The sequence below is a fragment of the Sulfitobacter sp. SH24 genome (assembly GCF_965641895.1).
In the GTDB taxonomy this organism is placed as follows: domain Bacteria; phylum Pseudomonadota; class Alphaproteobacteria; order Rhodobacterales; family Rhodobacteraceae; genus Sulfitobacter; species Sulfitobacter dubius.
Genome location: NZ_OZ282575.1, coordinates 2,281,340 through 2,307,598 on the forward strand (window position 1 = coordinate 2,281,340; position 26,259 = coordinate 2,307,598).

Annotated in this window: 24 protein-coding genes; 14 read left to right on the plus strand and 10 right to left on the minus strand. The window is 61.0% G+C overall.

The genetic code is table 11. The features are described from left to right. Positions 1 to 13: 13 nt before the first annotated feature. Positions 14 to 1,588, minus strand: coding sequence for a Re/Si-specific NAD(P)(+) transhydrogenase subunit alpha (locus ACSQ16_RS13860; RefSeq protein ID WP_243262719.1), 1,575 nt, complete (start codon positions 1,586 to 1,588; stop codon positions 14 to 16). Positions 1,589 to 1,696: 108 nt separating this feature from the next. Between ACSQ16_RS13860 and ACSQ16_RS13865 the strand changes: the two genes are divergently transcribed. Further along, a complete protein-coding gene (locus tag ACSQ16_RS13865; protein ID WP_243262718.1) occupies positions 1,697 to 1,846 on the plus strand; it encodes a hypothetical protein in 150 nt (49 codons plus the stop codon). On the opposite strand, the gene ACSQ16_RS13870 is transcribed toward ACSQ16_RS13865, so the two are convergent. Continuing rightward, positions 1,843 to 2,559 carry a porin gene (locus tag ACSQ16_RS13870; RefSeq protein WP_093926600.1) on the minus strand — a complete coding sequence of 239 codons (717 nt, stop codon included), beginning with the start codon at positions 2,557 to 2,559 and terminating at the stop codon, positions 1,843 to 1,845. The genes ACSQ16_RS13865 and ACSQ16_RS13870 overlap by 4 nt on opposite strands. Before the next feature lie 246 nt (positions 2,560 to 2,805). Here ACSQ16_RS13870 and ACSQ16_RS13875 point away from each other — a divergent pair, with 246 nt between their 5' ends. Continuing rightward, positions 2,806 to 3,558 (plus strand): SDR family NAD(P)-dependent oxidoreductase, encoded by a 753-nt coding sequence (locus tag ACSQ16_RS13875; protein WP_243262717.1) that lies wholly within the window; start codon positions 2,806 to 2,808, stop codon positions 3,556 to 3,558. Positions 3,559 to 3,602: 44 nt separating this feature from the next. Further along, a complete protein-coding gene (locus tag ACSQ16_RS13880) occupies positions 3,603 to 4,187 on the plus strand; it encodes an REP-associated tyrosine transposase (RefSeq protein ID WP_243262716.1) in 585 nt (194 codons plus the stop codon). Positions 4,188 to 4,279: 92 nt separating this feature from the next. Here ACSQ16_RS13880 and ACSQ16_RS13885 read toward each other — a convergent pair whose 3' ends face one another. From ACSQ16_RS13885 to ACSQ16_RS13895, 3 genes are all read right to left on the minus strand, one after another. Next, a complete protein-coding gene (locus tag ACSQ16_RS13885; RefSeq protein ID WP_243262715.1) occupies positions 4,280 to 5,062 on the minus strand; it encodes a gamma-glutamyl-gamma-aminobutyrate hydrolase family protein in 783 nt (260 codons plus the stop codon). A 58-nt stretch (positions 5,063 to 5,120) separates the two neighbouring features. Then, on the minus strand, positions 5,121 to 7,283 hold the full coding sequence (locus ACSQ16_RS13890; RefSeq protein ID WP_243262714.1) for a malate synthase G: 2,163 nt from the start codon (positions 7,281 to 7,283) through the stop codon (positions 5,121 to 5,123). Positions 7,284 to 7,368: 85 nt separating this feature from the next. Next, complete coding sequence (locus ACSQ16_RS13895; protein ID WP_243262713.1) at positions 7,369 to 7,599, minus strand: hypothetical protein; 231 nt, start codon at positions 7,597 to 7,599, stop codon at positions 7,369 to 7,371. A gap of 103 nt (positions 7,600 to 7,702) precedes the next feature. On the opposite strand from ACSQ16_RS13895, the gene pepN reads away from it, so the two are divergent. Continuing rightward, on the plus strand, positions 7,703 to 10,261 hold the full coding sequence (gene pepN, locus ACSQ16_RS13900) for an aminopeptidase N (protein ID WP_243262712.1): 2,559 nt from the start codon (positions 7,703 to 7,705) through the stop codon (positions 10,259 to 10,261). A gap of 22 nt (positions 10,262 to 10,283) precedes the next feature. Then, positions 10,284 to 10,715, plus strand: coding sequence for a hypothetical protein (locus ACSQ16_RS13905; protein WP_243262711.1), 432 nt, complete (start codon positions 10,284 to 10,286; stop codon positions 10,713 to 10,715). A 1-nt stretch (position 10,716) separates the two neighbouring features. Here ACSQ16_RS13905 and ACSQ16_RS13910 read toward each other — a convergent pair whose 3' ends face one another. After that, positions 10,717 to 11,457, minus strand: coding sequence for a lytic transglycosylase (locus ACSQ16_RS13910; protein WP_243262710.1), 741 nt, complete (start codon positions 11,455 to 11,457; stop codon positions 10,717 to 10,719). A gap of 254 nt (positions 11,458 to 11,711) precedes the next feature. Here ACSQ16_RS13910 and ACSQ16_RS13915 point away from each other — a divergent pair, with 254 nt between their 5' ends. From ACSQ16_RS13915 to ACSQ16_RS13930, 4 genes are all read left to right on the plus strand, one after another. Next, complete coding sequence (locus tag ACSQ16_RS13915) at positions 11,712 to 12,986, plus strand: hypothetical protein (RefSeq protein ID WP_243262709.1); 1,275 nt, start codon at positions 11,712 to 11,714, stop codon at positions 12,984 to 12,986. Positions 12,987 to 13,057: 71 nt separating this feature from the next. Continuing rightward, positions 13,058 to 14,572, plus strand: a complete 1,515-nt coding sequence (gene gatB / locus ACSQ16_RS13920; protein WP_243262708.1) for an Asp-tRNA(Asn)/Glu-tRNA(Gln) amidotransferase subunit GatB — start codon at positions 13,058 to 13,060, stop codon at positions 14,570 to 14,572. Then, positions 14,569 to 15,054, plus strand: coding sequence for a thioesterase family protein (locus tag ACSQ16_RS13925; protein WP_243262707.1), 486 nt, complete (start codon positions 14,569 to 14,571; stop codon positions 15,052 to 15,054). The genes gatB and ACSQ16_RS13925 overlap by 4 nt, the downstream gene beginning before the upstream one ends. Before the next feature lie 45 nt (positions 15,055 to 15,099). After that, positions 15,100 to 15,600 carry a DUF4177 domain-containing protein gene (locus ACSQ16_RS13930; RefSeq protein ID WP_243262706.1) on the plus strand — a complete coding sequence of 167 codons (501 nt, stop codon included), beginning with the start codon at positions 15,100 to 15,102 and terminating at the stop codon, positions 15,598 to 15,600. Between the two features lie 9 nt (positions 15,601 to 15,609). Here the strand turns inward: ACSQ16_RS13930 and ACSQ16_RS13935 are convergent, their stop codons facing one another. Continuing rightward, positions 15,610 to 15,867: a BolA family protein gene (locus ACSQ16_RS13935; RefSeq protein WP_067625489.1), complete on the minus strand. Its 258-nt coding sequence runs from the start codon at positions 15,865 to 15,867 to the stop codon at positions 15,610 to 15,612. A gap of 77 nt (positions 15,868 to 15,944) precedes the next feature. Here ACSQ16_RS13935 and ACSQ16_RS13940 point away from each other — a divergent pair, with 77 nt between their 5' ends. Both ACSQ16_RS13940 and cobS read left to right on the plus strand, forming a co-directional pair. Then, a complete protein-coding gene (locus tag ACSQ16_RS13940) occupies positions 15,945 to 16,571 on the plus strand; it encodes a J domain-containing protein (RefSeq protein ID WP_067625492.1) in 627 nt (208 codons plus the stop codon). Between the two features lie 131 nt (positions 16,572 to 16,702). Beyond that, positions 16,703 to 17,689, plus strand: a complete 987-nt coding sequence (gene cobS, locus ACSQ16_RS13945) for a cobaltochelatase subunit CobS (RefSeq protein ID WP_067625494.1) — start codon at positions 16,703 to 16,705, stop codon at positions 17,687 to 17,689. A gap of 75 nt (positions 17,690 to 17,764) precedes the next feature. On the opposite strand, the gene ACSQ16_RS13950 is transcribed toward cobS, so the two are convergent. Continuing rightward, entirely contained in the window at positions 17,765 to 18,529 is a 765-nt protein-coding gene (locus ACSQ16_RS13950; protein ID WP_093926612.1) for a PRC-barrel domain-containing protein, read from the minus strand. A 215-nt stretch (positions 18,530 to 18,744) separates the two neighbouring features. On the opposite strand from ACSQ16_RS13950, the gene cobT reads away from it, so the two are divergent. From cobT to ACSQ16_RS13965, 3 genes are read left to right on the plus strand one after another with little or no spacing between them, the layout of a single operon-like run. Next, a complete protein-coding gene (gene cobT / locus ACSQ16_RS13955) occupies positions 18,745 to 20,619 on the plus strand; it encodes a cobaltochelatase subunit CobT (protein WP_243262705.1) in 1,875 nt (624 codons plus the stop codon). Positions 20,620 to 20,659: 40 nt separating this feature from the next. Beyond that, entirely contained in the window at positions 20,660 to 22,450 is a 1,791-nt protein-coding gene (locus ACSQ16_RS13960) for an aminopeptidase P family protein (protein ID WP_243262704.1), read from the plus strand. Positions 22,451 to 22,482: 32 nt separating this feature from the next. Then, the gene (locus ACSQ16_RS13965) at positions 22,483 to 22,827 is read left to right on the plus strand and encodes a DUF427 domain-containing protein (protein ID WP_093926615.1); all 345 of its coding nucleotides are present in this window, start codon (positions 22,483 to 22,485) and stop codon (positions 22,825 to 22,827) included. 7 nt (positions 22,828 to 22,834) lie between these two features. Here ACSQ16_RS13965 and ACSQ16_RS13970 read toward each other — a convergent pair whose 3' ends face one another. Both ACSQ16_RS13970 and recN read right to left on the minus strand, forming a co-directional pair. Continuing rightward, a complete protein-coding gene (locus tag ACSQ16_RS13970) occupies positions 22,835 to 24,520 on the minus strand; it encodes a chloride channel protein (protein ID WP_243262703.1) in 1,686 nt (561 codons plus the stop codon). A gap of 62 nt (positions 24,521 to 24,582) precedes the next feature. Then, a complete protein-coding gene (gene recN, locus ACSQ16_RS13975; protein WP_243262702.1) occupies positions 24,583 to 26,253 on the minus strand; it encodes a DNA repair protein RecN in 1,671 nt (556 codons plus the stop codon). Positions 26,254 to 26,259 lie beyond the last annotated feature (6 nt).

The following is a 26,259-nucleotide window of genomic DNA, read 5'->3' on the forward strand; positions in this document are numbered from 1 at the left end:
GATGCGTGCTCCTTCAGGATTTCTGGAACATGGCGAGCATGCGCCGTGTCACGAGGAAGCCGCCAAAGATGTTGATCCCACACATGAAGACCGACAGAGCAGCAAGAATAATGACCAATGCCGAGTTCGAGCCGATCTGCATCAGCGCGCCCAGAATGATGATCGAGGAGATCGCGTTGGTCACCGCCATCAGCGGCGTATGCAGGCTGTGCGCCACGCCCCAGATCACTTGGAATCCGACAAAGACCGCCAATACAAAAACGATGAAGTGCTGCATGAAGCTGGCGGGCGCCACAAGGCCCACACCCAGCAACACTGCCGCACCCACGGCCAGCAGTGTGACCTGTTTCTTCGTCTGCGCTTTGAAAGCCGCCAGTTCGTCAGCGCGCTTCTCTTCGGGGGTCTTTTCCTTGACCTTTTCCTTCTTCGGCGCTGCTGCGATGGCTGCAACCTTGGGCGGAGGTGGTGGGAAGGTAACCGCTTTCTCGTGGGTGATGGTTGCCCCACGGATCACGTCATCTTCCATATCGTGGTTAATGACACCGTCTTTTTCGGGCGTCAGATCCGTCAGCAGGTGGCGGATGTTGGTGGAATAGAGCGTCGAAGCCTGCGTCGCCATGCGCGAGGGGAAATCGGTGTAACCGATGATCGTGACACCGTTGTCGGTGACGATCTTCTCGTCCATCTTGGTCAGCTTACAGTTGCCGCCCTTTTCCGCCGCAAGGTCAACGATGACAGAGCCCGGCTTCATCGCCGCGACCATGTCTTCGGTCCAAAGCTCTGGCGCTTCGCGGTTGGGGATCAGCGCCGTGGTGATGACGATATCCACATCGGGCGCAAGCTCGCGGAACTTAGCCAATTGCGCTTCGCGGAATTCCGGCGAGGAAACAGAGGCGTAGCCGCCGGAGGCGGAGCCATCGGCTTGCTCTTCCTCAAAGTCGAGATAGACGAACTCAGCGCCCATCGACTCAACCTGCTCGGCCACTTCGGGGCGCACGTCGAAGGCAAGCGTGATGGCACCCAAAGAGGTCGATGTGCCGATGGCCGCAAGGCCCGCAACGCCCGCGCCGACGACCAGAACCTTCGCCGGGGGCACCTTGCCCGCCGCGGTGATCTGCCCGGTGAAGAAACGGCCAAAGTTGTTGCCCGCTTCGATCACCGCGCGGTAGCCCGCGATATTCGCCATGGACGACAGCGCGTCCATTTTCTGGGCGCGGCTGATGCGCGGCACCATATCCATCGCCATGACGGTCGCGCCCTTTTTGGCGGCGGCCTCCATCAGCTCGGTGTTGCCGGCGGGATTGAACATGGAGATCAGCGTCTGGCTTGCACGCAGGCGTTTTACCTCGGCGTCAGAGGGGGGGCGCACCTTGGCGACCACATCGGCGGCCTTCCACAGGGCGGCAGCGGTTTTCGCCACTTCAACGCCTGCGGCTTCATAGGCAGCATCATCAAACCCCGCAGCCGCACCGGCACCCGTTTCAATGACGCAGGTATGCCCGAGTTTCTGCAGTTGCAGCGCGCTTTCCGGCGTCATCGCGACCCGGTTTTCGCCCTCAAATATTTCCTTTGGTGTCCCGATCTTCAAACCAAGAGTCCCCCTTTGCTGGCCCGTTCCGCCGCTTTGGCGCAACTTTGTTAGTCAGACCGATAGCGCGGGCGCAGCAATAGTACAAGCAAACCGGCAGGAGAAACGGTGCAAATATGCTGCACTGCCACATTGGGGGAACGGTTTGCCGATTTCGACGCAGTGCTAGAACATCTGTTCCACCCGCTGCCGAGGGCATGGCCCGAAGGCCATGCCGTGGTGCAACACTCTCTCAACGAGAGCCGCCAGAACGCTTAGAGACCGGGGATCAGACGGGCGATGCCACGCTGGTCAAAGGTCGTGCCGCGACCGGCACCAAATGCAATCTCGCCGCCCAGACCGACGAAGGGCTCAGAGTCGCTGATACCACCGACATCTGCTTTGGCAGAGCCGACTTCCAAGAACAGGTTTGTCGTCGGCGAAACGTCACGATCCAGACGCACGGCAAAACGGGACAGATCGTCGCCGTCGCTGCCGAAATGGTCATAAGACCCCGTCAGGCCAAAGCCCTGTGCCATCTCGTAACGGGCCTTAAGGCCACCCAGCGTGCCGTCACCTAGATCAGTGTCAACATTGGCGATATAACCTTCGAATTCCCAGTTCAGCATTTCATAGCCAGCTTCGACGCCGAGGATATCCGCATCTTCGCCTTCAATGTCTTCGCGGGTGTAGAACGCGCCGAATGAGGTCGCCTGATCCATGTGGTAGATGCCGTGCAGGCCCAATGTGTGGCCATCAGCGCCGGAAGCATCGAAATCGTTGTAGCCCGCATCGGCTTGCAGACCGAGATTGCGGCTAAACCCAAGTTCGACCGAGCCATCAAGCCCAAGGCGATTGAAATCGGTGTCATCTGCAAAGGCCGAATAGGACAGGCCGACAGAGCCACCGGTCACTTCGACAGCCTGCGCAGTGCTCGCGCCAAGCGCGAAGGTCGCGGCAAGCGTCAGCACGGAAAGATTTGTGAGTTTCATGATACTGCTCCAATACACATAGTCAGGCCCTGTAATCAGGTTACCCTTCGCAACCAGTGCGTGAAGGACACCAAAGCTTCAAGACCTAAGCCAAATGGCTGGCGCGAATGTGAGCGGATTACCGCGAGTACTTAACAAAGGCACACGCATAGCGCTAGCCGTAGGCAAATAACGCCCCGTCATCCGTGTACCCCTATTGTGCCGCCCCCTCAGCCACGCCACCCTACCCCTGAAAAGGGAGGCATTATGACATTGCAGGACAAACACGCATTCATCACGGGCGGCGGTACGGGCATCGGATTGGCCATCGCACAGGATTTGGCCGCCAAAGGTGCCCGCGTCACGATCACCGGGCGGCGGCAAGAGGTGCTCGACGCTGTATCGGGCAACGGCATCACCGGCATGGCCATGGATGTGCGTGATGAGGGACAGCTCGTCGACACGATCGCCCGCGCGGTAGAGGCCAGCGGCCCGGTGCAAATCTGTATCGCCAACGCAGGTGTGGCCGAGGGGCGCTCGCTGCATAAGACTGACCTCGACTTTTGGCGCGACATGATGGCGACCAACCTCGACGGGGCCTTCCTGACGATCCGCGAAAGCCTTAAATCGATGCGCCAGACCGATTGGGGCCGCGTCATTGCCGTATCATCCATCGCAGGATTGCGCGGCTTGCCGGGAGCGGCCTGCTATTCAGCATCCAAACACGGGATGATCGGGCTGATCCGATCCCTGAGCGAAGATTACATGGGCCAACCCTTTACCTTCAACGCACTCTGCCCCGGTTATGTCGACACCGATATTATTGCACGAAACACCCGAGCGATTTCGCAACGCGCCGGGCTTTCCGAAGACAAAGCGCGCGATGTCATGGTCAACGCCAACCGCCACAAGCGACTGATTGGCCCTTCGGAGGTCGCCGCCGCTGCTGCATGGCTGATCGCAGAAGGCTCGGAAAGCGTTAACGGACAATCCATTGAGATTGCAGGCGGGCAAATGTAGCAGCGTTAAGGCAAACTTAACCAAGCTGCGCAACGTTTGGGACCATGAAACGCAATTCATCCCATGGTCCCGACAGATACTTTTTCACCTTGCGACTGGCGCGGCGGGGCGACGATGCGCTGTTGCGCCATATCTCGATTCTGCGGCAATCCATGCGAGAGACCTTGGCCCGCAAGCCATTCCAGATCAACGCGATCACGGTGTTGCCGGATGTCATCCATACGGTTTGGACATTGCCGAAGGATGATCACGACTACCCCAACCGCATTGGCATGTGGAAAGCGCGATTTTCAAAACACCTTCCCCCTGCCCCGCACCGCAGCTTGCAACAGATCAAACGCGGCGAGAAAGGGATATGGCAGCGGCGCTTTTGGGAACATCGGATAAGGGACCAAGCCGATTTTCGGCGGCACTGTGATTTGGTGCATCTCAGTCCGATGCACGCAGGCTTGTGTGACCGCCCAGAGGATTGGCCGTTCAGTTCTTACAACCGCAACAGGCCGCGCCAAGCGGCCCCAAAATTTGAAGTCGTAGACCAACGAGAAGAAGACGATGTGCTGGACGACAACGCAACGCCGCTAGTCCCTATGGATTTGTTAACAGGGCCACTGGCTCGCCTACACAGCTAGAGCCGTCCACTTGACCGTTTTCCCACCGTGATAACCGGCCCCGACCAGCATCGCAGCCAGAGCAGGTCTCATCACAGCTCAAGCACCGCGTCTTACTGCGCAGCGGTCATCACCGGCAAAGCCGAACCATCCGCTGCCCATGCCCGCACTGCCGCGCCAAAATGCTCGAACAAGGGGCGCGACACGGGGTCATTCGCGGCGTTCCATTCAGGATGCCATTGCACGGCAAGCGTAAAGCCGGGGGCATCTTTGATATAAATCGCCTCTGGCGTGCCATCATCGGCATGGCCGTCAACCACCACACGCGGGCCGGGGGCCTTGATCCCCTGCCCGTGTAGGGTGTTGGTCAACACTTTGGATGCGCCCATCACACGGTGGAATACGCCGCCTTCGGTAAATCTCACGTCATGGCGCAGCTCGAACTTCTCTTCGATGGTGCCGTCGGGGGGCATCCGGTGGTTCATCCGCCCGGGCAAATCGCGTATCTCGGGGTAGAGTGAGCCCCCCATGGCCACGTTGACCTCTTGAAAACCGCGGCACAGGCCAAGAAACGGCTGACCCCGCGCCACACAGGCCCGGATCAGCGCAAGCGCCACGGCATCGCGAGCCCGGTCAAAGGCACCATGTGCCTCTGTTTCAGGCTCACCGTATTCTTCGGGGTGTACATTGGGCCGCCCACCGGTCAGCAGGAAGCCATCGCAAACCTCAAGCAGTTCTTCGACCGAGACAAAGCGCGGATCGCTCGGCACGATGAGCGGCAGACAGCCCGAGACCTCGGCAATCGCTTCGGTGTTCATCTGCCCGCCCGCGTGGACGGGGTATTGATCGTTCAGCAGGTAGGAATTGCCAATAATACCAACGACGGGTCGGGCCATGAGTTACCTCTTATTCACCATGGCCCGAACATAGGCGCTTCGTACGGCGGCCTCAACCTCAGCCCAGCGCCTTAAGCTGCAAACGCCGCGCATGAAGCACCGGTTCGGTATAGCCAGAGGGTTGCTCGCGGCCCTTGAGCACCAAATCACAGGCCGCCTGAAACGCTACCCCGTCAAAGCCCGGCGCCATGGGACGGTAGCTTGGGTCATCCGCGTTTTGACGGTCCACCACGGCTGCCATTTTTTTAAGCGCTGCCTCGACTTCCTCGCGGCTGATGACGCCGTGGTGCAGCCAGTTTGCCAAGGCTTGGGCCGAGATGCGGCAGGTAGCGCGGTCTTCCATCAGGCCCACGTCGTTGATGTCGGGCACTTTGGAACAGCCTACCCCCTGATCGATCCAGCGCACGACGTAGCCCAGAATACCCTGCGCATTATTCTCAATTTCGCGGGTGATTTCTTCGGTGCTGAGGTTGCGGCCTTCCATCACCGGGATGGTTAACAGCGCGTCGAGCGTCCCACGCGCGCCGCCTTTCTTAATCTCTTCTTGCCGCGCGAGAACATTAACCTTGTGGTAATGCGTGGCGTGCAACGTAGCAGCTGTCGGCGATGGCACCCAAGCGCAGTTTGCGCCCGATTGCGGATGGCCTATCTTGGCCTCCAGCATCTCGGCCATCCGGTCGGGCATGGCCCACATGCCCTTGCCGATCTGCGCGCGCCCCTGAAGGCCACAGGCCAGGCCAACATCAACGTTGCGATCCTCATATGCGCCGATCCAAGCGCTGTTCTTCATCTCGCCCTTGGGCACCATCGGCCCGGCTTCCATGCTGGTGTGAATCTCATCGCCTGTGCGGTCAAGGAAACCGGTATTGATGAAGGCCACGCGATGTTTTGCGGCGCGGATACATTCCGCGAGATTGGCACTGGTCCGGCGTTCCTCATCCATAATGCCGAGCTTCACGGTATATTGCGGCAGGCCCAGCGTCTTCTCCACATGGGTGAAAATCTCATCGGCAAAGGCGACCTCTTCCGGCCCGTGCATCTTGGGCTTCACCACATAAACGCTGCCGGTGACAGAGTTGCCACCCTCGCGTTTGAGGTCGTGGATCGCGATCAACGTCGTCACCATCGCATCCATCAGCCCCTCGCCGACCTCACGGCCCTCGCGGTCATGCACGGCCGGATTGGTCATCAGGTGGCCCACATTGCGCACCAACATAAGCGAGCGGCCTTTTAGCGTGACCTCACCTGAACCATCGGGCGCGGTGTAGCGACGGTCTTCGGCCATACGCCGAGTAACGGTCTCGCCGCCCTTTTCAAATGTTTCCGACAGGTCGCCTTTCATCAGGCCCAACCAGTTGCCATAGGCCAGCACTTTGTCCTCGGCATCCACCGCCGCGACACTGTCTTCGCAGTCCATAATGGTTGAAAGCGCGGATTCGATGATCACATCGGCGACGCTGGCGGGATCGTCTTTGCCAATCGCGTGGTCCGGGTCGATCTTGATCTCAATATGCAGCCCGTTGTTGCGCAAAAGGATCACATCCGGCGCTTCGGCGTTGCCACGGTAGCCTGCAAATTGCGCCGGATCGGCCAGACCGCAGGGCGCTGCATCTTGGGATATCACACCTTCGAGATGGCCGTCTACCACGCGGTAACCCGCGAGGTCCGCATGGCTGCCAGCGGAGAGTGGGGCCGCCTCATCCAAGAAGGCCTTCGCCCGTGCCACCACCTGTGCGCCGCGCTCTGGATCATAGCCCTTGCCCGTAGGTAGATCACTCAGCGCGTCGGTGCCATAGAATGCATCATAAAGACTGCCCCAGCGCGCGTTGGCAGCGTTCAGCGCAAAGCGCGCATTGGTGATTGGCACCACAAGCTGCGGCCCCGGCACTTGGGCAATCTCCGGGTCTACGTTTTGTGTTTCGATCTGAAAGTCTGGGCCATCGGGCAAAAGATAGCCGATCTCGCGCAGAAAGGCGGTGTAGCTTTCTGCATCATGCGGCTGACCTGCGCGTTCCCTATGCCAACCGTCGATCTGCGCCTGAAGGTCCGCACGTTTTTCCAGCAAAGCGCGGTTCTTAGGACCCAGGTCATGCACCAGACCAGAGAACCCTGCCCAGAATGCCTCTGCCGTCACCCCGGTCCCCGGCAGCGCCGAGGTCTCGATGAAGTCGACCAGTGCGGCGTCTACCTGCAAACCATTCTTGTCTATTTTGCTCGTCATTCTCTGCCCTCTTCCGCACTGAATACCATTCAGAAATATCTAGCAGAAAGGCAAAGCGGCGCAAGCGCGAGGACGGCAGAGGGGGTTAGCGCTCTCCTTCGGGGGGCTGCGGGCGGGCAATCACCGGCTCGGCGTCCGCCGGGCCGTCTACGGGCTGCGCGTCACCTTCAGGTGAGGGGTCGGTGGCCTGCAGCACCGCATAGACAATGCCGGCGATCATCAGCAGTGCCCCCGCGATGATAGCGGTTTTGATACCGATCAGAGCGTGGCGATGACGTTTCTTCTGCGTTTCGGTATCGGTGTCAGGGGCAGACATGAATATACCTCATTGCTCGAAGTCACGGGGGCTCGGCTTGCAGGCAGCCTCCTGGAGACATAACCTTTCCCAGACTGATTACGTTCCCGCTACTGGAGGCCCAATGCGCGACGCCACTCCCCAAACAATCTATCTCAGCGACTATCAGCCGTTCGGCTTTCTTGTGGATGAGGTGGCCCTGACCTTTGACCTCGATCCCCATAAGACGCGGGTCAAAAGCCGCATCGCCTTTCGCCGCAATCCGGCGGCCAAGGATGCGGAATTTTTCCTTCATGGTGAGCAACTAAAGCTCATATCCGCGCAGATTGACGGCAAACCGGTCGCGCCAGAGGTGACGGACCGTGGCCTGACCTGCGCTGTACCCGACGCGCCCTTTATCTGGGAGGCTGAGGTTGAGATTGACCCTAAAGGCAACACCGCCCTCGAAGGGCTTTATATGTCGGGTGGCATGTATTGCACCCAATGCGAGGCCGAAGGCTTTCGCAAGATCACCTATTACCCCGACCGCCCCGATGTGATGAGCATCTTTACCGTCACCATCAACGGACCGCATCCTGTCTTGCTGTCCAACGGCAACCCGGTGGCGCAGGGGCAAAACCACGCCGAATGGCACGACCCATGGCCCAAACCTGCGTATCTTTTCGCGCTGGTGGCGGGCGATTTGGTCGCCCATTCCGACCGCTTTACCACCATGTCGGGCCGGGAAGTCGACCTGAACCTCTATGTGCGCCCCGGCGATGAGGGCAAATGCGCCTTTGGGATGGAGGCGCTGACGGCGTCGATGAAATGGGATGAAGAGGTCTATGGCCGGGAATACGATCTCGACATCTTCAACATCGTGGCGGTGGATGATTTCAACATGGGCGCGATGGAGAACAAGGGGCTGAACATCTTCAACTCCGCTGCCGTTCTCGCCTCCCCCGAAACCTCCACGGATGATAATTTTGAGCGGATCGAGGCGATCATCGCCCATGAGTATTTCCACAACTGGACCGGCAACCGCATCACCTGCCGCGATTGGTTCCAGCTTTGTCTGAAGGAAGGGCTGACCGTCTACCGCGATAGCCAATTCACATCCGACATGCGCTCTCCGGCGGTAAAACGTATTGGCGATGTCATCGACCTGCGGGGCCGTCAATTCGCCGAAGATCAAGGCCCGTTGGCGCATCCGGTGCGGCCCGAAAGCTTTCAAGAGATCAACAACTTCTACACCGCCACCGTCTATGAGAAGGGCGCCGAGGTGATCGGGATGCTCAAGACCTTGGTGGGCGATGATGCCTATGCCAAGGCGCTGGACCTCTATTTCGAACGTCACGACGGCGACGCGGCGACGATCGAAGATTGGCTGAAGGTGTTCGAAGACACCACAGGCCGCGATCTGACCCAGTTCAAACGCTGGTATTCGCAAGCGGGCACGCCGCGCCTTGCGGTGACGGAGGCATGGGACGCAGGCAAGGGCATCTTTACCCTCACCTTCACACAGTACACGCCCCCCAGCGCGGCCACGCCAAACCCTGAGCCACAGGTCTTGCCCATCACAGTAGGTCTAATTGGCGCGGATGGTGCCCATGTGGCCCCCTCCCGCGTGTTGGAGATGACCGAAGCCGAGCAGAGCTTTACCTTCGACGGACTTGATGCGCGTCCCGTGGCCTCCGTATTGCGTGGCTTCTCAGCCCCGGTGGTGCTTGCCCATGACCTCTCGAAAGAGGAGCGTCTGCTTCTGCTGGCGCACGACAGCGATCCCTTCAACCGCTGGGAGGCCGGGCGCACTTTGGCGCGGCAGTCTTTGCTGGCGACAATCACCGAAGGCAGCGCACCGGATGCTGAATGGCTTGCCGCACTTCAGGCTGTACTCGGTGATGAGACGCTAGAGCCCGCCTACCGTGCATTGATGCTGGGCCTGCCCAGCCATGCGGATTTGGCCAACACCCTCTATGACACGGGCAAAACCCCGGATCCGGCGGCGATCCATGAGGCGGTGGAGGCCACACGCGACGCCATGGCGCAGGCTTTCGTCTCAACCCTGAGCGAGCTTTACGATCGGCATATCGTCGACGTCCCCTACCAGCCAAATGCCGCGCAATCTGGCAAACGCGCACTGACCAATGCGGCCCTCGCCCTGCTTACCCGTGTGCAGGGCCCGGAGCATGCGCAGGCGCAATACGATCAGGCCGACAATATGACCCAGCAACTCAGCGCGCTGGCGGCCCTGCTGCGTGCGGGCCATGGCGACAAGGCGCTGGCCGAGTTTGAAGAGCAGTGGCGCGATGACCGTTTGGTGATGGACAAATGGTTCGGGCTACAGGTTTCGCAGGCCGCGCCGGAGAAGGCCGCAGAGGTCGCGCAAACGCTTACCCAGCACGCGGACTTCAACTGGAAGAACCCAAACCGCTTCCGCGCGGTCTTTGGCAGCCTTGCGATGCATCATGCGGGCTTCCACCATGAAAGCGGCAAGGGCTACGCGCTGCTAGCGGATTGGCTGATCAAACTCGACCCGGTGAACCCGCAGACCACGGCGCGGATGTGTTCGGCCTTCCAGACATGGCGGCGCTATGACGCGGCACGGCAAGAGATGATCCAAACGCAATTGGACCGCATCCTCGCCAGCCCCGACCTCAGCCGGGACACGTCAGAGATGCTTAGCCGCATTCGCGGTGCCTGACGCGGCACCCCAGACAGAGGGCATGGCGGCCTATACCTACCGCCGCCATGCCCGCAGCCGAACCGCATTGCTGGTGCTACCCGCGATCTGGGCGGCCCTCGGCGCGGGGTGGCTCTGGCTTGAGGCTTCGGGCTGGCTTGTGGGGCTATTGGCGCTTTTCACCCTACCCGCACTTTGGGAGATTTTTACCAATCCTGTCAGCGGCTTGACGATCGACGACGACACTCTGACGTGGGTCACCGGCAAGCGCGACGCGAAAATCGCGCTGGTGCAGATCGACCGCGTTCGGCTTGATACGCGGCTTGATATGTCGGTCCGGGCCACAGTCATTCTAAAGACGGGCCGCAAGATCAAACTGCCTTTTGAGGCCACCCCACCGCACCGCGCATTGGAAGCCGCGCTACATGCGCGCGGTGTCGCCACAGAGCGGCACCACTTCACCTTGATCCAATAATTTACGGACGGCTGCGGGGCCGTGTCGCGTTCAATGGCTTGCAATAGGACTGCTGCCGCAGCCAGCGGGCCATATCCTCGCGTTTGGAGGCGCTGCGCATCGGGCCCCAATCCGCGCCAACACCGCGTCTGCCGTTTCCGGCAATCACCCCATCGCGCGGCACGGTCGTCGCCATGATCCGCACGGCACAGCTGAGGTTCGCGGCGCCATTCTTGAGCGCGTCGCCGCTGCCCACGTTACACTTATACCCCCGCGCCGTGCCCGGCAGGATTTGCAACAGCCCATACCAGCGCCCACCGCCGCCCACTGCCCAAGACCGATAGGTGCTCTCATGTTTCGCCAGCGTCGACATGAACCCAACCCAAAAGGCGCGCCGCTGGCTGTCGGGTGCCGTCGGATAGGCCGGGCACCATTCCGCCACATCGGCAGGCACCATATCCACCAAGGGCTTGCCATGAGACTTGAGCGCCGAGATCGCCGCACGGGTCCAAAGCGAATGGCCCCGCATATGCTGCCAACGGGTGCGCGGCAGATTCCCCGGACGCGCGGGTGGGCGTAGGGACGTGGTGAAGGGCGCGGTCTCAAGCGCGGTCGGTTTTTCCTCAGCCTCCACCGCGTCGGGGAAGGACAACGATGTCGCGGCGGTCTGCACCACGTCATCCACCGCCACCACCGGGGCGGGCTGTTTGGGAAGCTCGGCCAAAAGCGACGTAGGGCTCGCGCAGAGCAGCAGGGCAATCATGGCAGGTCTCATGCCGCGCATAAGACCGCCCCAAAGGACGCTTGGCAAGCGCAGCGGGCTGTTCAACTCGGCAGATTTCCTCTGATCAGGAAACAACGCCCCGCCCGGCTTTGCGATTGTCGCCTTCGGCTGCGTCCGCCCTGCCCCAACCCGCTGCAGAAATTTCCCGAAAGCTCCGCATGCCGGACACGGTTCCGCCCCATTGCCCCGCCACACATTAACCATCGACAAATATCAGGCAGGACCGGCCCCAGATGAAGAAACTCTCTAATATGATCCCGTCCGCTTTGCAGGGGTTCTTTGCGAAACCCGTCCCCTGCAATTCCGAAGTTGAGCCGCTGGAAATGCCGCTGTTACGCCGCCGTGCGCCGCGCGGTGCCTTGCTTCGGATCGCCTGCCCTGACCCCACCACCGAAGAGATGCACCGCGACCGTCATCAGTACCGCGCGCAGTGGCTGGTGCGTCAGGAACGTTGGGAGGAAATGGCCGCTCTCTTGCATGACGCCGACGAAAACCGCGAAATGACACCCGGCGGGATGCCGGTGGCCGAACTCATGGCCTTTGGCGCCCGGGCGGATGTGATTCTTGCCGCCGAACACGCGCTGTTCGATGGCAAACCCGCTAGTGATGCGCCGCTGATGGCCGGGATCGAGGCCTTGGAACATGTGCTGGCCGACCATTCCAAAAGCCACGTGATCGCCGCAATTGTGGCCCAAGCGCATATGGACATCGGCTGGGCATGGCGCGGCACGGGGTGGGACGGCGATGTGCCCGCCCGCAATCGCACAGCCTTTGAGGCACATTTTGACCGCGCTGAGGAAATCCTCGTGCCATTCGAAAAGGACACGGCGGGCTCGCCCCTGCTCGCGGCGACGCGCTGTGCCTTGCTTGGGGGATCAGGCGCTGACGCCCGCATGGTTGCTGACCGCTATGAACGGCTCATTGACTTGAACCCGGAAAACCCGCGCCCTATGCGGGCCATGGGCAACCACCTCCTGCCGCGGTGGCATGGCTCATATGACCAATTGGAACTCGAGGCCCGCCGCACCGCTGCGCGGACCGAAGAAACATGGGGCGCGGGCGGCTATACCTGGGTGCAATTCGACGCGATCAGCTGCGATGCGCGGGCCTGTGCCAACCTTGATCTGCCGTTCTTTATCGAAGGCTTGCGCGACATCCTTGAACGTCGACCCGACCCACACACCGCCAATCTACTGGCGTCCTATTGTGCCAGCGCCATTGGCCAAGCCGCCCCATCAGAGGATGCCGCCGGTGAAGTACGCGCAGAGATCGCCGATTGCGCGCGCTGGATCGTACGGGACCATATGACGGAACTGCACCCGCTGCTCTGGGCACATGCTGCACGCGGCTTTGACAACAATCTCCGCGTCCGCTCCCCCAGCCGCTTTGCCGCATCGGGCCGTGAAGAGGCAATGCGCATCATTACCGGCCTGTTTCAGCGCGAGATTGAGGCAGGCAAAAGGGTCATTTTCACCGAAGGTCGCCGCCAGATTGCCCTGCCGGGCTAAGCCTGCCTCTTGAAGCGCGTGGTGCGCTCCAGTATGACCGGCCAAGTTCCAATTGACCGAAGGCGGCCGCGATGCTTGATCTGAGTTACGACACCCCGAAACCGCGCGTGATTGCCGGTGCCAAACATGACTGGGAACTGGTCATCGGGATGGAGGTGCACGCGCAGGTCGCGTCAAACGCCAAGCTGTTCTCGGGCGCGTCGACCCAATTCGGCGCCGAGCCGAACAGCAATGTCGCCTTCGTCGATGCCGCGATGCCCGGCATGTTGCCGGTGATCAATGAATACTGCGTCGAACAGGCGGTTCGCACCGGGCTGGGTCTCAAGGCAGAGATCAACCTGAAGTCCGCTTTCGACCGCAAGAACTACTTTTACCCCGACCTGCCGCAGGGCTACCAGATCAGCCAGCTTTATGAACCCATCGTCGGCGAAGGCGAAGTACTGGTGGAACTGGGCGACGGCACCGCGCGGCTCGTGCGGATCGAGCGCATCCATATGGAACAGGACGCGGGCAAGTCGATCCACGACATGGACCCGAACATGTCCTTCGTGGACCTGAACCGCACCGGCGTCTGCCTGATGGAGATCGTCTCGCGCCCCGACATCCGCGGGCCTGAAGAGGCCGCCGCCTACCTAAGCAAACTGCGTCAGATCCTGCGCTATCTGGGCACCTGCAACGGCGACATGCAGTCGGGCGCGATGCGTGCAGATGTGAACGTGTCGATCTGCCGCGTGGGCCAGTACGAGAAGTATCAGGAAACGCAGGATTTCAGCCATCTGGGCACCCGCTGCGAGATCAAGAACATGAACTCCATGCGCTTTATCCAGCAAGCCATCGAAGTCGAAGCCAAACGCCAGATCGCGATTGTCGAAGCCGGTGGCGAAGTGGTGCAGGAAACGCGTCTGTTCGACCCAGACAAGCAAGAAACCCGCTCCATGCGCTCCAAAGAAGAAGCGCATGACTACCGCTACTTCCCCGACCCCGATCTGCTGCCGCTGGAGATCGAGCAGGCCTGGGTGGATGAGATCGCCGCCAACCTGCCGGAACTGCCGGACCAGAAAAAAGCGCGGTTTATCGGTGACTTCGGGCTGAGCGACTATGACGCTTCCGTGCTGACGGCTGACCTCGACAGCGCGGGCTATTTTGAGGCCGTGGCGCAGGGCCGTGATGGCAAGATGGCCGCGAACTGGGTCATCAACGAACTCTTTGGGCGGCTGAAGAAAGACGACAAGAGCATCACCGACAGCCCGGTCACCCCGGCGCAGTTAGGCGCGATTGTCGATCTGATCGCCTCTGATGCAATTTCCGGCAAGATCGCCAAGGAAGTCTTTGAAATCACCTATACAACTGGCCGCGACCCGGCTGAGATTGTCGAGACCGAAGGCCTTAAGCAGGTAACCGACACGGGCGCGATCGAGACCGCAGTGGATGAAATCATCGCCGCCAATCCCGATCAGGTCGCCAAGGCGCAGCAGAACCCAAAACTCGCGGGTTGGTTCGTCGGTCAGGTAATGAAAGCCACAGGCGGCAAGGCCAACCCCAAGGCGGTCAACGAAATCGTGTCGCGCAAGCTCGCCCAGCAATGAGCGAGACCGCGGCCCCCTTCCGTTCGAGCGAGATGACGGTTCTCCCCGAATGGATTGATTTTAATGGCCATTTGAACATGGCCTATTACAACGTCCTGTTCGATCAGGGCGTTGACCAAGCCTATGCCGAAATCGGTCTGGGGCCAGAATACCAGCGCACGGGCTGCACCACTTATGTGGCCGAATTCCACGTTTGTTACTTACGTGAATTGCACGAAGGTGACCGCGTCTACACCACCCTCCAACTGCTCGACCATGACGAGAAGCGGTTTCACAGTTTTCAAGAGCTTTGGCACGTCGACGGCTGGCTCGCTGCCACCGCCGAGGGGCTGACGCTGCATGTGGACCAGTCCGGCCCGCGTGCGGCCCCCATGCCGGACCATATCTTGACCCATCTTGACGCGATGCGCCGCAGCCATGCCAAATTGCCCACACCGGCGCAGGCCGGTCGCCGCATCGGCATCCGCCGCAAATCCGTCTGAAACTCACCTGACGCGGCTCATGTCGCCAACCCAGCCGAGGCCCCTATGCGCTACGAATACAAGATCCTTCCCGCCCCCACCAAAGGGCAGAAAGCCAAAGGTCTGAAAGCCCCCGAAGCGCGCTTCGCCAAGACGTTGGAAGAGTGTCTGAACGAACAGGCCGCCGAGGGCTGGGAGTACCAACGAGCTGAGACTTTGCCCTCGCAAGAACGGTCTGGCCTGACCTCAACGACGACAGAATGGCGCAATGTGCTGGTGTTCCGCCGCTTGGCAAACGCGGCCAGCCAGCCGGATGACACCGATCTGCTGCCGTCCCCCGCCGTTGCTGCAACACCTGCATTGGCCGCCACGATTGAAGGCGACGACACGGCGCTTCAGGCCGATGCGCCCGCCTCCATCACGCCTGAGGATGGCGCACCCGTGAAAGAGGAGCCCGCCGAAGTGGCGACACCTCCTGCCTTTCTTTCCGACACCCCGGCAAAGGAAGGGTCGGAAGCATCTTCGCCGGGGAAAACCGACGAAGATGAGGACAAATCAAAGCCCTAAACCCGGGCCTTATTCGTCCAGATCCAGCGCCAGCGCATGAATGCGCCCCATCAGATCCGGCCCCAAGGCACTGTGCACCGCACGGTGCCGCGCCAGCCGGTTCTGACCCTTGAAACGCTCTGAGCGGATGCGCACGTTAAAGTGGCTTTCGCCCCCCTCTTGAAACCCGGCATGACCGCGATGGCTTTCGCTGTCATCCACCACATCCAATTCTCGCGGCGCAAATGCGGCTTCCAGCCGGTCTGAAATCTCTTGTGTTGTCGACATGTTTTTTACCTCGGCCCCCTTCAATCCTGCGACGCAGGGTATATGGTGACCGGCCTGAGTCGGAAAGGTCTATCCACATGCCAAAAGCTGATCCCTTCGGATTCGACATGTCCGTGTCGTCCTCCAAAAAGAAAAACCCCCGCGGCCGTCGCGGCATGTCCGGTGCGTCAGAGACATCGACGCGCATCTGCGACCATGAAGGCTGCGATGAGCCGGGCAAGTTCCGCGCGCCCAAGGCCCCCGATGTGCTCGATGATTACTTCTGGTTCTGCCAGCAACACGTCCGCGAATACAACGCGAAGTGGAGCTTTTTCGACGGCACCACCGAGGCTGAGTTGAACGCGCAAATGTCCAAGGACAAGGTCTGGGAACGCGCCACCAAACCGCTGGGTGATCCAGAGCAGCGCGCATGGGCACGCCTTGGCATCGAAGACCCGCATCAGGTTTTGGGCAAGAACGCGACCCAGAACCCCGGCAAGGGCCAGCAAGCGGGCCGCCGCCTGCCCCCGACCGAGCGCCGCGCGATTGAGATTCTCGAAGCCAAGGACACTTGGACCAAACCCGAGGTGCGCAAAGCCTACAAAGCGCTGATCAAAGTGCTGCACCCCGATATGAATGGCGGCGACCGCAGTCAGGAAGAGCAGTTGCAACTGGTCGTCTGGGCATGGGACCAGATCAAAGGTAGCCGCAACTTCAAGGACTGATCCAGCGACTGGACCAGCGGTCGGTTGCGGATAATGCCAGTTGCCCCCTTCCCCTTGCGGATATGCACGATATGTTGCACCAGATACGCGCGCGGCCCCGACCGCGCGCCTAAGGAAAAGGATGACGAGCGATGGCCGACGGTGCACTGGAACACGACATGAAACCCACCGAAGAACTCTCGGTGCGCGATGTCTTTGGCATCGACACCGATATGGTCGTCAAAGGGTTCCCGCAGCGCACCAGCCGCGTGCCGGACATCGACAGCACCTATAAGTTTGACCCTGACACCACGCTGGCGATCCTTGCGGGTTTCACCCACAACCGACGCGTCATGATCCAAGGCTACCACGGCACCGGCAAATCGACCCATATTGAACAGGTCGCGGCCCTGCTGAACTGGCCCACCGTGCGCGTCAACCTCGACAGCCACATCAGCCGGATCGACCTGATCGGCAAAGACGCGATCAAACTGCGCGACGGCAAGCAGGTCACCGAATTCCACGAAGGCATTCTGCCTTGGGCGCTGCGCAACCCGACCGCCATCGTTTTTGATGAATATGACGCGGGCCGCGCCGATGTGATGTTCGTGATCCAGCGCGTGCTGGAGCATGATGGCAAGCTCACGCTGATGGATCAGAACGAGATCATCACCCCGCACCCCTATTTCCGTCTTTTCGCCACGGCAAACACCGTTGGCTTGGGCGACACCACCGGCCTTTACCACGGCACCCAACAGATCAACCAAGCGCAGATGGACCGTTGGAGCCTTGTCGCCACGTTGAACTACCTCAGCATCGACGCTGAAACCGCGATCGTGCTGGCCAAGAACCCGCATTACAACACCGAAAAGGGCCGCAAGACCCTCAAGCAGATGGTCACCGTGGCCGACCTGACCCGGACCGCCTTTATGAATGGTGAACTGTCGACGGTAATGAGCCCGCGTACTGTCATCGCATGGGCGCAGAACGCGGAAATCTTCCGCAACGTCGGCTATGCCTTCCGCCTGTCCTTCCTCAACAAATGTGATGAGTTGGAGCGCCAAACCGTCGCGGAATTCTACCAGCGTCTGTTTGACGAAGAACTGCCAGAAAGCGCGGCGAGCCTTAGCTTGGGCTAAGGTAACCTTACATTACCACATAAATAGGGGCGCTGATTTCAGCGCCCCTTTGCATATCTATACTGCAGTCTTGGCTTAATTCACCGGCTCGGCGGTGCCAGCTTCTGGGACCACTGCGGGATCTTCAGTCGCTTGGCTTGCGGCCTCCATATCCTGAGCTGTCACGAAGGCTTCGGCGGCTTCCAGATCAGCCTTCGTGGCCGAGGACACAAGACGCAAAGTGCCGGATTCGTCAGTCATGGTGGACAGGCTGTCCATCTCAACCGCGACCCATTTCTCGCCCATGCCGAGGAATCCGCCGACACCGATCACGACACCTTCGACGGTGCCATCAAGATTGACGATCAGGTCGTCAACATCACCAATCGACTCGCCCGCGTCAGAGTATACACTGCTTCCGATCAGATCATCGGCAAGGATAGTGTTTTCACTCTGCATGGTGATCTGGCCTTCGACAGGCTTCACCGGCTCTTCGGCAGGGGCTGCATCGGCGGGGGCTTCGGCCATCGCGTCGGGCGCGGTGTCGTCAGCCATCGGCGTTTCTGCGGTATCAGTCATCGATGTCGCGTCAGAGCCTTCAGCGGCTTCGGTATCGCCTTCTGGGGCCATATCAGTCGCCGGTGCCTCTGCCGTATCGTTCATCTCTTCTGCGGCTGTGTCATCCGTTGCCGTATCGCTTGCAGCATCGGTATCAGTCATCGGCGCTTGCTCGGTGCTCTCTTCTTGCGCGGGCTCTGTCATCGGCTCGGTCGCCGTGTCCTGCGCGGCAAGGGCCAGCGGGGTCGCACTTAAAACGGTGACCAGCGCGAGGCGGCTGGCATGTTGCATAAGATTGGTCATTGTTCTTCCTCCTAATAAACAAGACGCGGCGGTGCCCGATCTCAGAGAGGCATCATTGCGTCGATGTGATTGGGAAATGCCCAAACAGGCATGGGGGTTCCCGCCTAGCGTGAACCATGGGCGGGAATTGGCGCATGGACAGGGCGTCCTGCCCCTTTGACCCTCCTGCGAAAACCTGCCAAACCTCATGCCATAGCTGACAGAGGCATGGGCTCATGAAGAAATCCGACAACCCCGCTGACGCGTTCAAAAAGGCCCTCGCTGAGGCGACCAAGGTCATGGCCGATGACGCCGAGCTGAACGTCAGCTATTCCGTTGATCCGTCAGGGCTTTCCGGTGACGCGATGCGCCTGCCACAGGTCAGCCGCCGGATGACCCGCGAAGAGGTTTTGCTGGCCCGCGGCACCGCCGATGCGCTGGCGCTGAACCGCCGCTATCATGATGACGCAACCCATGCCCGTTATGCGCCCCAAGGCGACATGGCACGCGAGCTATATGAGGCCATGGAAACCGCCCGTTGCGAGGCAATGGGCGCGCGCGACATGCCCGGCACGGCGGGCAATATCGACGTAAAGATCAAACATGACGCGCTGCGCAAGGGCTACGATCAGGCCAAACAGGCCAGCGACGTGCCGCTTTCGGTCGCCGCGGGCTATATGGTGCGCCATCTCGCCACCGGGCGACCGCTGCCCCCCGGGGCCGAGAATGCCATGGAGCTTTGGCGCGGCTTTATTGAGGATCAGGCCGGAGGCACCTTGGAGGGGCTCGACGGCAGCCTCGCCGATCAGGCCGATTTTGCACGGCTGGCACGTAAAATGATTTCCGATCTTGGCTATGGCGACCAATTGGGCGACGACCCGGACAGCCAAGACGATGAGCAAGAGGATCAAGCCGAGGAAGGTGCAGAGGAGGAGCAAGACCCCGACAGCACCGGTCAAGACGATCAGGACGAGGAAGAGGCTGAAGGCACGCCCGAGAACAGCCAAGAGCAGCAGCAGGATGAAAGTCAGGCGCAGGTCTCGATGGATGATGAGGCCGATCAGGAATTGGGCGACGAGGCCGATATGCCCGAGGGCGACGCGCCCATGGACCCGCCGCCCCCACCGCCCGTCTCAGACGCCGACCCGGAATACCGCGTCTATCTGGGCGAGCATGACGAGGTGATCGGGGCCGAGGAATTGGCCGAACCCATCGAATTGGAACGCCTGCGCGCCTATCTGGATCAGCAGTTGGAGCCGCTCAAAGGTGCCGTTGGCCGGCTGGCCAACAAGCTGCAACGCCGGTTGCAGGCGCAGCAAAACCGCTCTTGGGAGTTTGACCTCGAAGAAGGCACGCTGGATGCGGGCCGTCTGGCGCGGGTGGTGGCCAACCCCACCACGCCGCTCAGCTTTAAGGTAGAGAAGGATACGGAGTTCCGCGACACCGTGGTGACGCTGCTGCTGGACAATTCCGGCTCTATGCGCGGGCGGCCCATCTCCATCGCTGCGATCTGTGCGGATGTGTTGGCGCGGACCTTGGAGCGCTGCAATGTGAAGGTCGAGATCCTCGGCTTCACCACCCGTGCGTGGAAGGGTGGTCAGGCGCGGGAGGCGTGGTTGAACGACGGGCGGCCTGCGCAACCCGGACGGCTGAACGATCTGCGGCATATTATCTATAAATCCGCTGACGCCCCTTGGCGGCGGACCCGAGACCACCTTGGTCTGATGATGAAAGAGGGTCTGCTGAAAGAGAATATCGACGGCGAGGCGCTGGAATGGGCGCACCGTCGCATGTTGGCACGGCATGAGGCGCGCAAGATCCTGATGGTGATTTCAGACGGTGCGCCGGTGGATGACAGCACGCTGTCGGTGAACCCGGCCAACTATCTGGAAAAGCACCTGCGGGACGTGATCGCGATGGTCGAAAAACGCCGCGCGGTGGAACTGCTGGCGATTGGCATCGGCCATGATGTAACGCGATATTACGACCGCGCGGTGACGATTACGGATGTGGATCAGCTTGCCGGAGCGATGACCGAGCAGCTTGCCGCGCTTTTTGACAGTGATCCGCGGAAACGGGCGCGTGTCATGGGCATGCGTCGCGTGGGCTGAGCCGTCGGACGGTATTTGAAAAAGGATGAAGGAGGGGCGTGTGTTCCAGAGTTTCGAGGTCACCGCGCGTCCGGAACAGGGGCCGCCGCGGCTGGCGGCGCTGCGCGCAGAATTGGTCCGGGCAGGCTTGGACGGGTTCTTGGTCCCGCGCGCCGATGCGCATCAGGGGGAATATGTCGCCCCGCGTGATGACCGTTTGGCGTGGCTGACGGGGTTTACGGGCTCTGCCGGGTTTTGTGCAGCACTGCAGGGTGTTGCAGGGGTCTTTATCGACGGGCGCTATCGCACGCAGGTCAAGGCGCAGGTGGCGGATGTCTTTACGCCCGTGGCATGGCCCGAGGTGTCTTTGGCCGATTGGTTGAAGGGCCAATTGCCTGAGGGCGGTGTCGTTGGTTTTGATCCGTGGCTGCATACGCCCGCCCAAATCGCTGGGCTGGAAGAGACGCTGGCGGGCTCGGGTATTGAGATGCGGCGCGTGGACAATATGGTGGATCGCATTTGGGACGATCAGCCCGACGCGCCGATGACATTAGCGGCGGCGCATCCTATGGAGTTTGCCGGAGAGAGCCATGAGGCTAAGCGTCAGCGCTTGGCGGTGCAATTGCGTGAAGCGGGGCTGAAAGCGGCACTGATCACGCTGCCCGACAGCCACAACTGGTTGCTTAACATTCGCGGGCAGGACATTCCGCGCAATCCGGTGGCACATGGGTTTGCTGTGCTGCATGACGATGCGCGCGTCGATCTGTTTATGGCGGCAGAAAAACTGACCGTCTTAACGGATCATCTGGGGCCGCACGTAAGGCAGCGTGATCCCGCTGATTTGCCCGACTATCTGCGCGAGCTGGAGGGCCCGGTGCGGCTTGATCGACAGTCGGCTCCGGTGTTGTTTGCCGATCTGCTGGGGGCCCGTGCTGAGGCAGGAGAAGACCCATGCGCTTTGCCCAAGGCCTGCAAAAATGAGGCCGAGATTACCGGAGCCGCTGAGGCGCATCTGCGTGACGGGGCAGCAGTGGTGGAGTTGCTGGCGTGGCTGGATGCGCAAGAACCGGGAACCGTCACGGAGACCGAGGTGGTGCGCCAGTTGGAAGAGCTGCGCCGCCGAGATCCTTCCCTACGCGATATCAGTTTTGAGACGATCTCTGGCACCGGGCCAAACGGGGCGATCATCCATTACCGGGTGAACGAAGAGACCGACAGTGTGCTGCAAAACGGGCATCTGTTGGTGCTTGATAGTGGCGGCCAGTACCTTGACGGGACCACAGATATCACCCGCACCATCGCCATCGGCACGCCCGATGCTGAGGCACGTAGCGCCTTTACCCGGGTGCTAACGGGTATGATCGCCATGAGCCGTCTGCGGTGGCCGCGCGGGCTGGCCGGGCGGGATATTGAAATGCTCGGGCGTTTGCCGCTTTGGATGGCGGGGCAGGATTTTGATCATGGTTTGGGGCATGGCGTTGGCGCTTACCTGTCGGTGCATGAGGGGCCGCAGCGGCTGAGCCGGATGAGCCATGTTCCGTTGCAACCGGGTATGATCCTGAGCAACGAGCCGGGCTATTACCGCGAAGGGGCGTTTGGCATTCGCATCGAGAACCTGCTGGTGGTCCAGGAGGCGCCCGCCCTGCCCGGCGGTGACGCGCATCGCAAAATGCTGGATTGGCGCACGTTGACGCTTGTGCCGATTGATCGGCGCTTAATCGATATCAAGGCGCTGAGCCCCGAAGCACGCGATTGGTTGAACGCCTATCACCGCGACGTTGCGGAAAAGATCGGGCCGCGGGTATCACCTGTTACAAAACTGTGGTTGGATGCGGCAACGGCGCCGCTATGAGCGTCCGATTTCAGTAAAAAGGGGGGTACGGCATGTCCGACCATATTACGATCACTCCGGCCCAAGGCACATGGGTTGTCCGCGCTGGCGGGGCAGTGCTGGGTGAGAGCACAGGCGCGCTGGAACTGCGCGAGGGGGACTATCCCCCGGTGATCTATTTCCCGCGTGGTGATATCGCAATGGCCTTCCTTGATGGTACAGATAAGACCACCCATTGCCCCCATAAGGGCGAAGCCAGCTATTTTTCGGTCGTGACTAAAAGCCGCACCTTGGAAGATGCCGTCTGGTCTTACGAAGACCCCAAAGAGGATGTGGCGGCGATCAAGGGCTATCTGGCTTTCACCCCAATGGAAGAAATCGCCATCGAACGTATCTGAGCGCGGCTCAGGAATGCTCCTCTGCCGCGGTGGCGGCGAGGGCGCGGTTATAGGCCTTCAGCGCATCGACGTGGAACAAAGCGCCCAGCAGTTCGGGCGGCGCATCGGCGCTGAGGGTAACCACCGGGATGAAGTTGGAATGCGTCTGGTCGAACAGCGGCAGAGCGGCCTCAAGCGTGGCGCTGCCGTCGATATAGGTACCCTTGTCGATCAAATCCCAACAGGCGTCTTCTGAGGCGGCGCCCTCGTCATCCGGGCGGCGCATGATCCGACCCACCATAAACATCGACAGCAGATAGGCCTGTGGCCCCGCCGCCAGATGGATGCCGCGACGTTCCATCTGGGTAAGGAAAAACGAGCGATCCACCAGCTTTGACGCCAGTGCGGTCGACATGCTGACGGCGACCATCACGGCGAGGCCGGTCTGCCAGTCTCCGGTCATTTCAAAGACGATGAGCGTCGTCGATATCGGTGCGCCAAGCACGGCGGCGGCAACGGCCCCCATGCCCGCCAGCGCGTAAAGCGAGGAAGAGCCGGAGATCTCGGGGAACACGCCAGTCGCGATCAAGCCAAAGGCCAGCCCGGTGAGCGCGCCCACCATCAGCGAGGGCGAAAAGACGCCGCCCCCCATGCGCCCGCCCAACGTGATCGCCACGGCAGCGACCTTGAGCACAGCAAAGATAATCACCTCATGCAGGACCAATTCGCCCACCAGTGCACGGGACGTCGTCTCATAACCGACGCCGATAATATGCGGGAACCAAAGCGCAATAATCCCAAGAATCGCGCCCGCCACCGCTGGGCGTAGCCAACGCGCCAGACCGGTGCGGGCCTGTAGATAGTTGCCGAAATCTTCGGCCCAAAAGATCGAGCGCATGAGCACGACAGAGACCAAGCCGCAGGTCAGCCCCAGCAGCAGGAAAGCAGGCAGTTCGACGTAGAATTGCACATCCCCAAGGCTGGGCAAGACGAACTCGGTCAGCCCGCCGAACTCTAGCCGGTTGATTACCGTGCCTGCCGCCGAAGCGATCACGATGGGCGCGAAGGCATGGACTGCGAAGTGCCGCAGCACGACTTCAAGCGCAAAAAGCGCCCCGGCGATGGGGGCGTTGAAGCTCGCGGAAACCGCCGCCGCCACCGCGCAGCCCAACAGATCACGACCGGTGATTCCATCGGCCTTGATAAAGCGGCTGACCTTGGTCGAGATTACAGCGGCCAGATGCACCACCGGCCCTTCGCGGCCTGATGAGCCGCCCGTCGAGAGGGTGATGAGCGAGGCCAGTGCCGAGGCCACCCCGGCTCGTGTTTCGACCCGACCGTCATGCAAGGCGGCCCCGAGGATCACATCGCCGACGCTGCGGGCACGCCCGTCGCGGGTAAAGCGGTGCAGGATCAACCCAACAAGCAGCCCGCCCAACGTCGGGATCAGCACCACCCAATACCACGGCAACCCGGCGAGAAAGCTGTGCAAGAATTGCACGTCGTCCGTACCGTAAAGCGTGGCCTGTAACCAGTTGATCCCTTTGCGAAAGAACAAGGCCGCGAAGCCCGCCGCAATGCCCACCAACAACGCGATGAACCAAAAGGTGATCTTGCCCGGCCCCCGGGTGCGCAGCACCGTCCAGCCCTGTTTGCAGCCGCCGAGCGCCTGATGCAGTTGTTGGGAAAAGAATGCGTTATCTTGCGGAGGCATGGGACTTGGACCAGTTGGACCCTTTCTGTCTAGGGCAAGCTGACCTTGGGTAAAACCGCCATTTAAGAAGTCGTCGCGCCCTGTTGCCCGTTAAGCAATGCCTGCGCTGCCGCGCGGGCGGCATCGGTGATCGTATCGCCCGCGAGCATCCGCGCGACTTCGTCCACCCGTTCTTCGGGGGCGAGTGCCGTGACCGTTGAGGTGGTCATGCCCTTGGCAACCGATTTGGCCACGCGCCAGTGATGCGCGCCCAATGCCGCGACCTGAGGCGAGTGGGTGACGACCAGCACCTGCCCCTCAGCAGCCAACGCCTTCAGACGGCGGCCTACGGCGTCTGCGGTGGCGCCCCCCACCCCACGGTCAATCTCATCGAAAATCAATGTTAGGCCTGCTTGGCTTTGCGTCAGACAGACCTTAAGCGCCAAAAGAAACCGGCTGAGCTCCCCGCCCGATGCGATCTTGCCCAATGGCCCAGCAGGCGCGCCGGGGTTGGTTGCCACGGTGAACGACACCGCATCGCGGCCTTCGGGGCCCGGAGCGTCTTGGGTGACCTGTGTTTCAAAAACGGCGCGTTCCATTTTGAGCGGCGCTAGTTCGGCCGCCACGGCTTTGTCGAGCTTGGCCGCAGACTTGCGCCGCTTTTCGGTCAAGGCAGCGGCGCGTTCGTCATACAGCGCCTGAGCATTGTGCACGGCCTTTTCCAATTCGGCCTGCGCGGCCTCGCCTGCGTCAAGCGCGTTGAGTTTGGTACGCAGTGTGTCGGCGAACCCAGCCAATTCATCGGGTTGCACGTCATGTTTCCGCGCCAGTCCCCGGATTGCGAAAAGCCGCTCTTCGCAGGCTTCCAATTCGTAGGGGTCGAATGACATGCCGTCGATCGCATCGGCCACGCCGGACATCGCCTCATCCAATTCCACCATGGCGCGGTTCAGCGCGGCAAGTGGGCCTTCTAACGCGCCTTCGGCCTTGTCGGCCACACCGTCGAGCCAGCGCAGCGCATCGCCCATCGCCGTTTCAGCGCCGCCCTGGCCCATTAACTCATAGGCGTTCACCACATCGCGGCGGATCTTTTCGGCACCTTGCATTTGGCGGCGGCGGGTGTCGAGCGTGGCTTCTTCTCCCTCTTCGGGGGCGAGTTTGTCGAGTTCGGCTACCGCGTGGCGTAGAAATTCCTCTTCGGCGGCGATGGCGTCACGTTCGGCGGCTGCGGCGGCGGCGGCCTTACGGGCTGCGCCGAGGGCGGTCCAAGCCTCCCGTACCCCAGCGATTGCGTGGGCATTTCCGGCATAATCATCAAGGATCGCACGGTGGCCGCGCGGGTTGAGCAGGCCACGGTCATCGTGCTGGCCATGCAATTCCACCAATGTCTCAGAAAGTCGCCGCAGCACCTCGCCCGAGCAGCGCCGGTCATTTACCCAAGCCGTCTTGCGCCCGTCAGAGGTATTAATGCGGCGCAGAATCAATTCGTCCCCGCCCGGCAACCCGGCTTCTTCGAGCAGCGCATGGGCTGGATGGGCTGGCGGCAGATCAAACCACGCCGTTACCTCGCCCTGCTCGGCCCCTTGCCGTACCAGATCGGCACGGCCCCGCCAGCCGAGAACAAAACCAAGGGAATCCAACAAGATAGACTTGCCCGCGCCGGTTTCACCCGTCAACACATTCAGCCCCGGTTGGAAGCCAAGCTCCAGCCGGTCGATGATCAGCATGTCCGAAATATCAAGTCCGCGCAGCATCGGAAA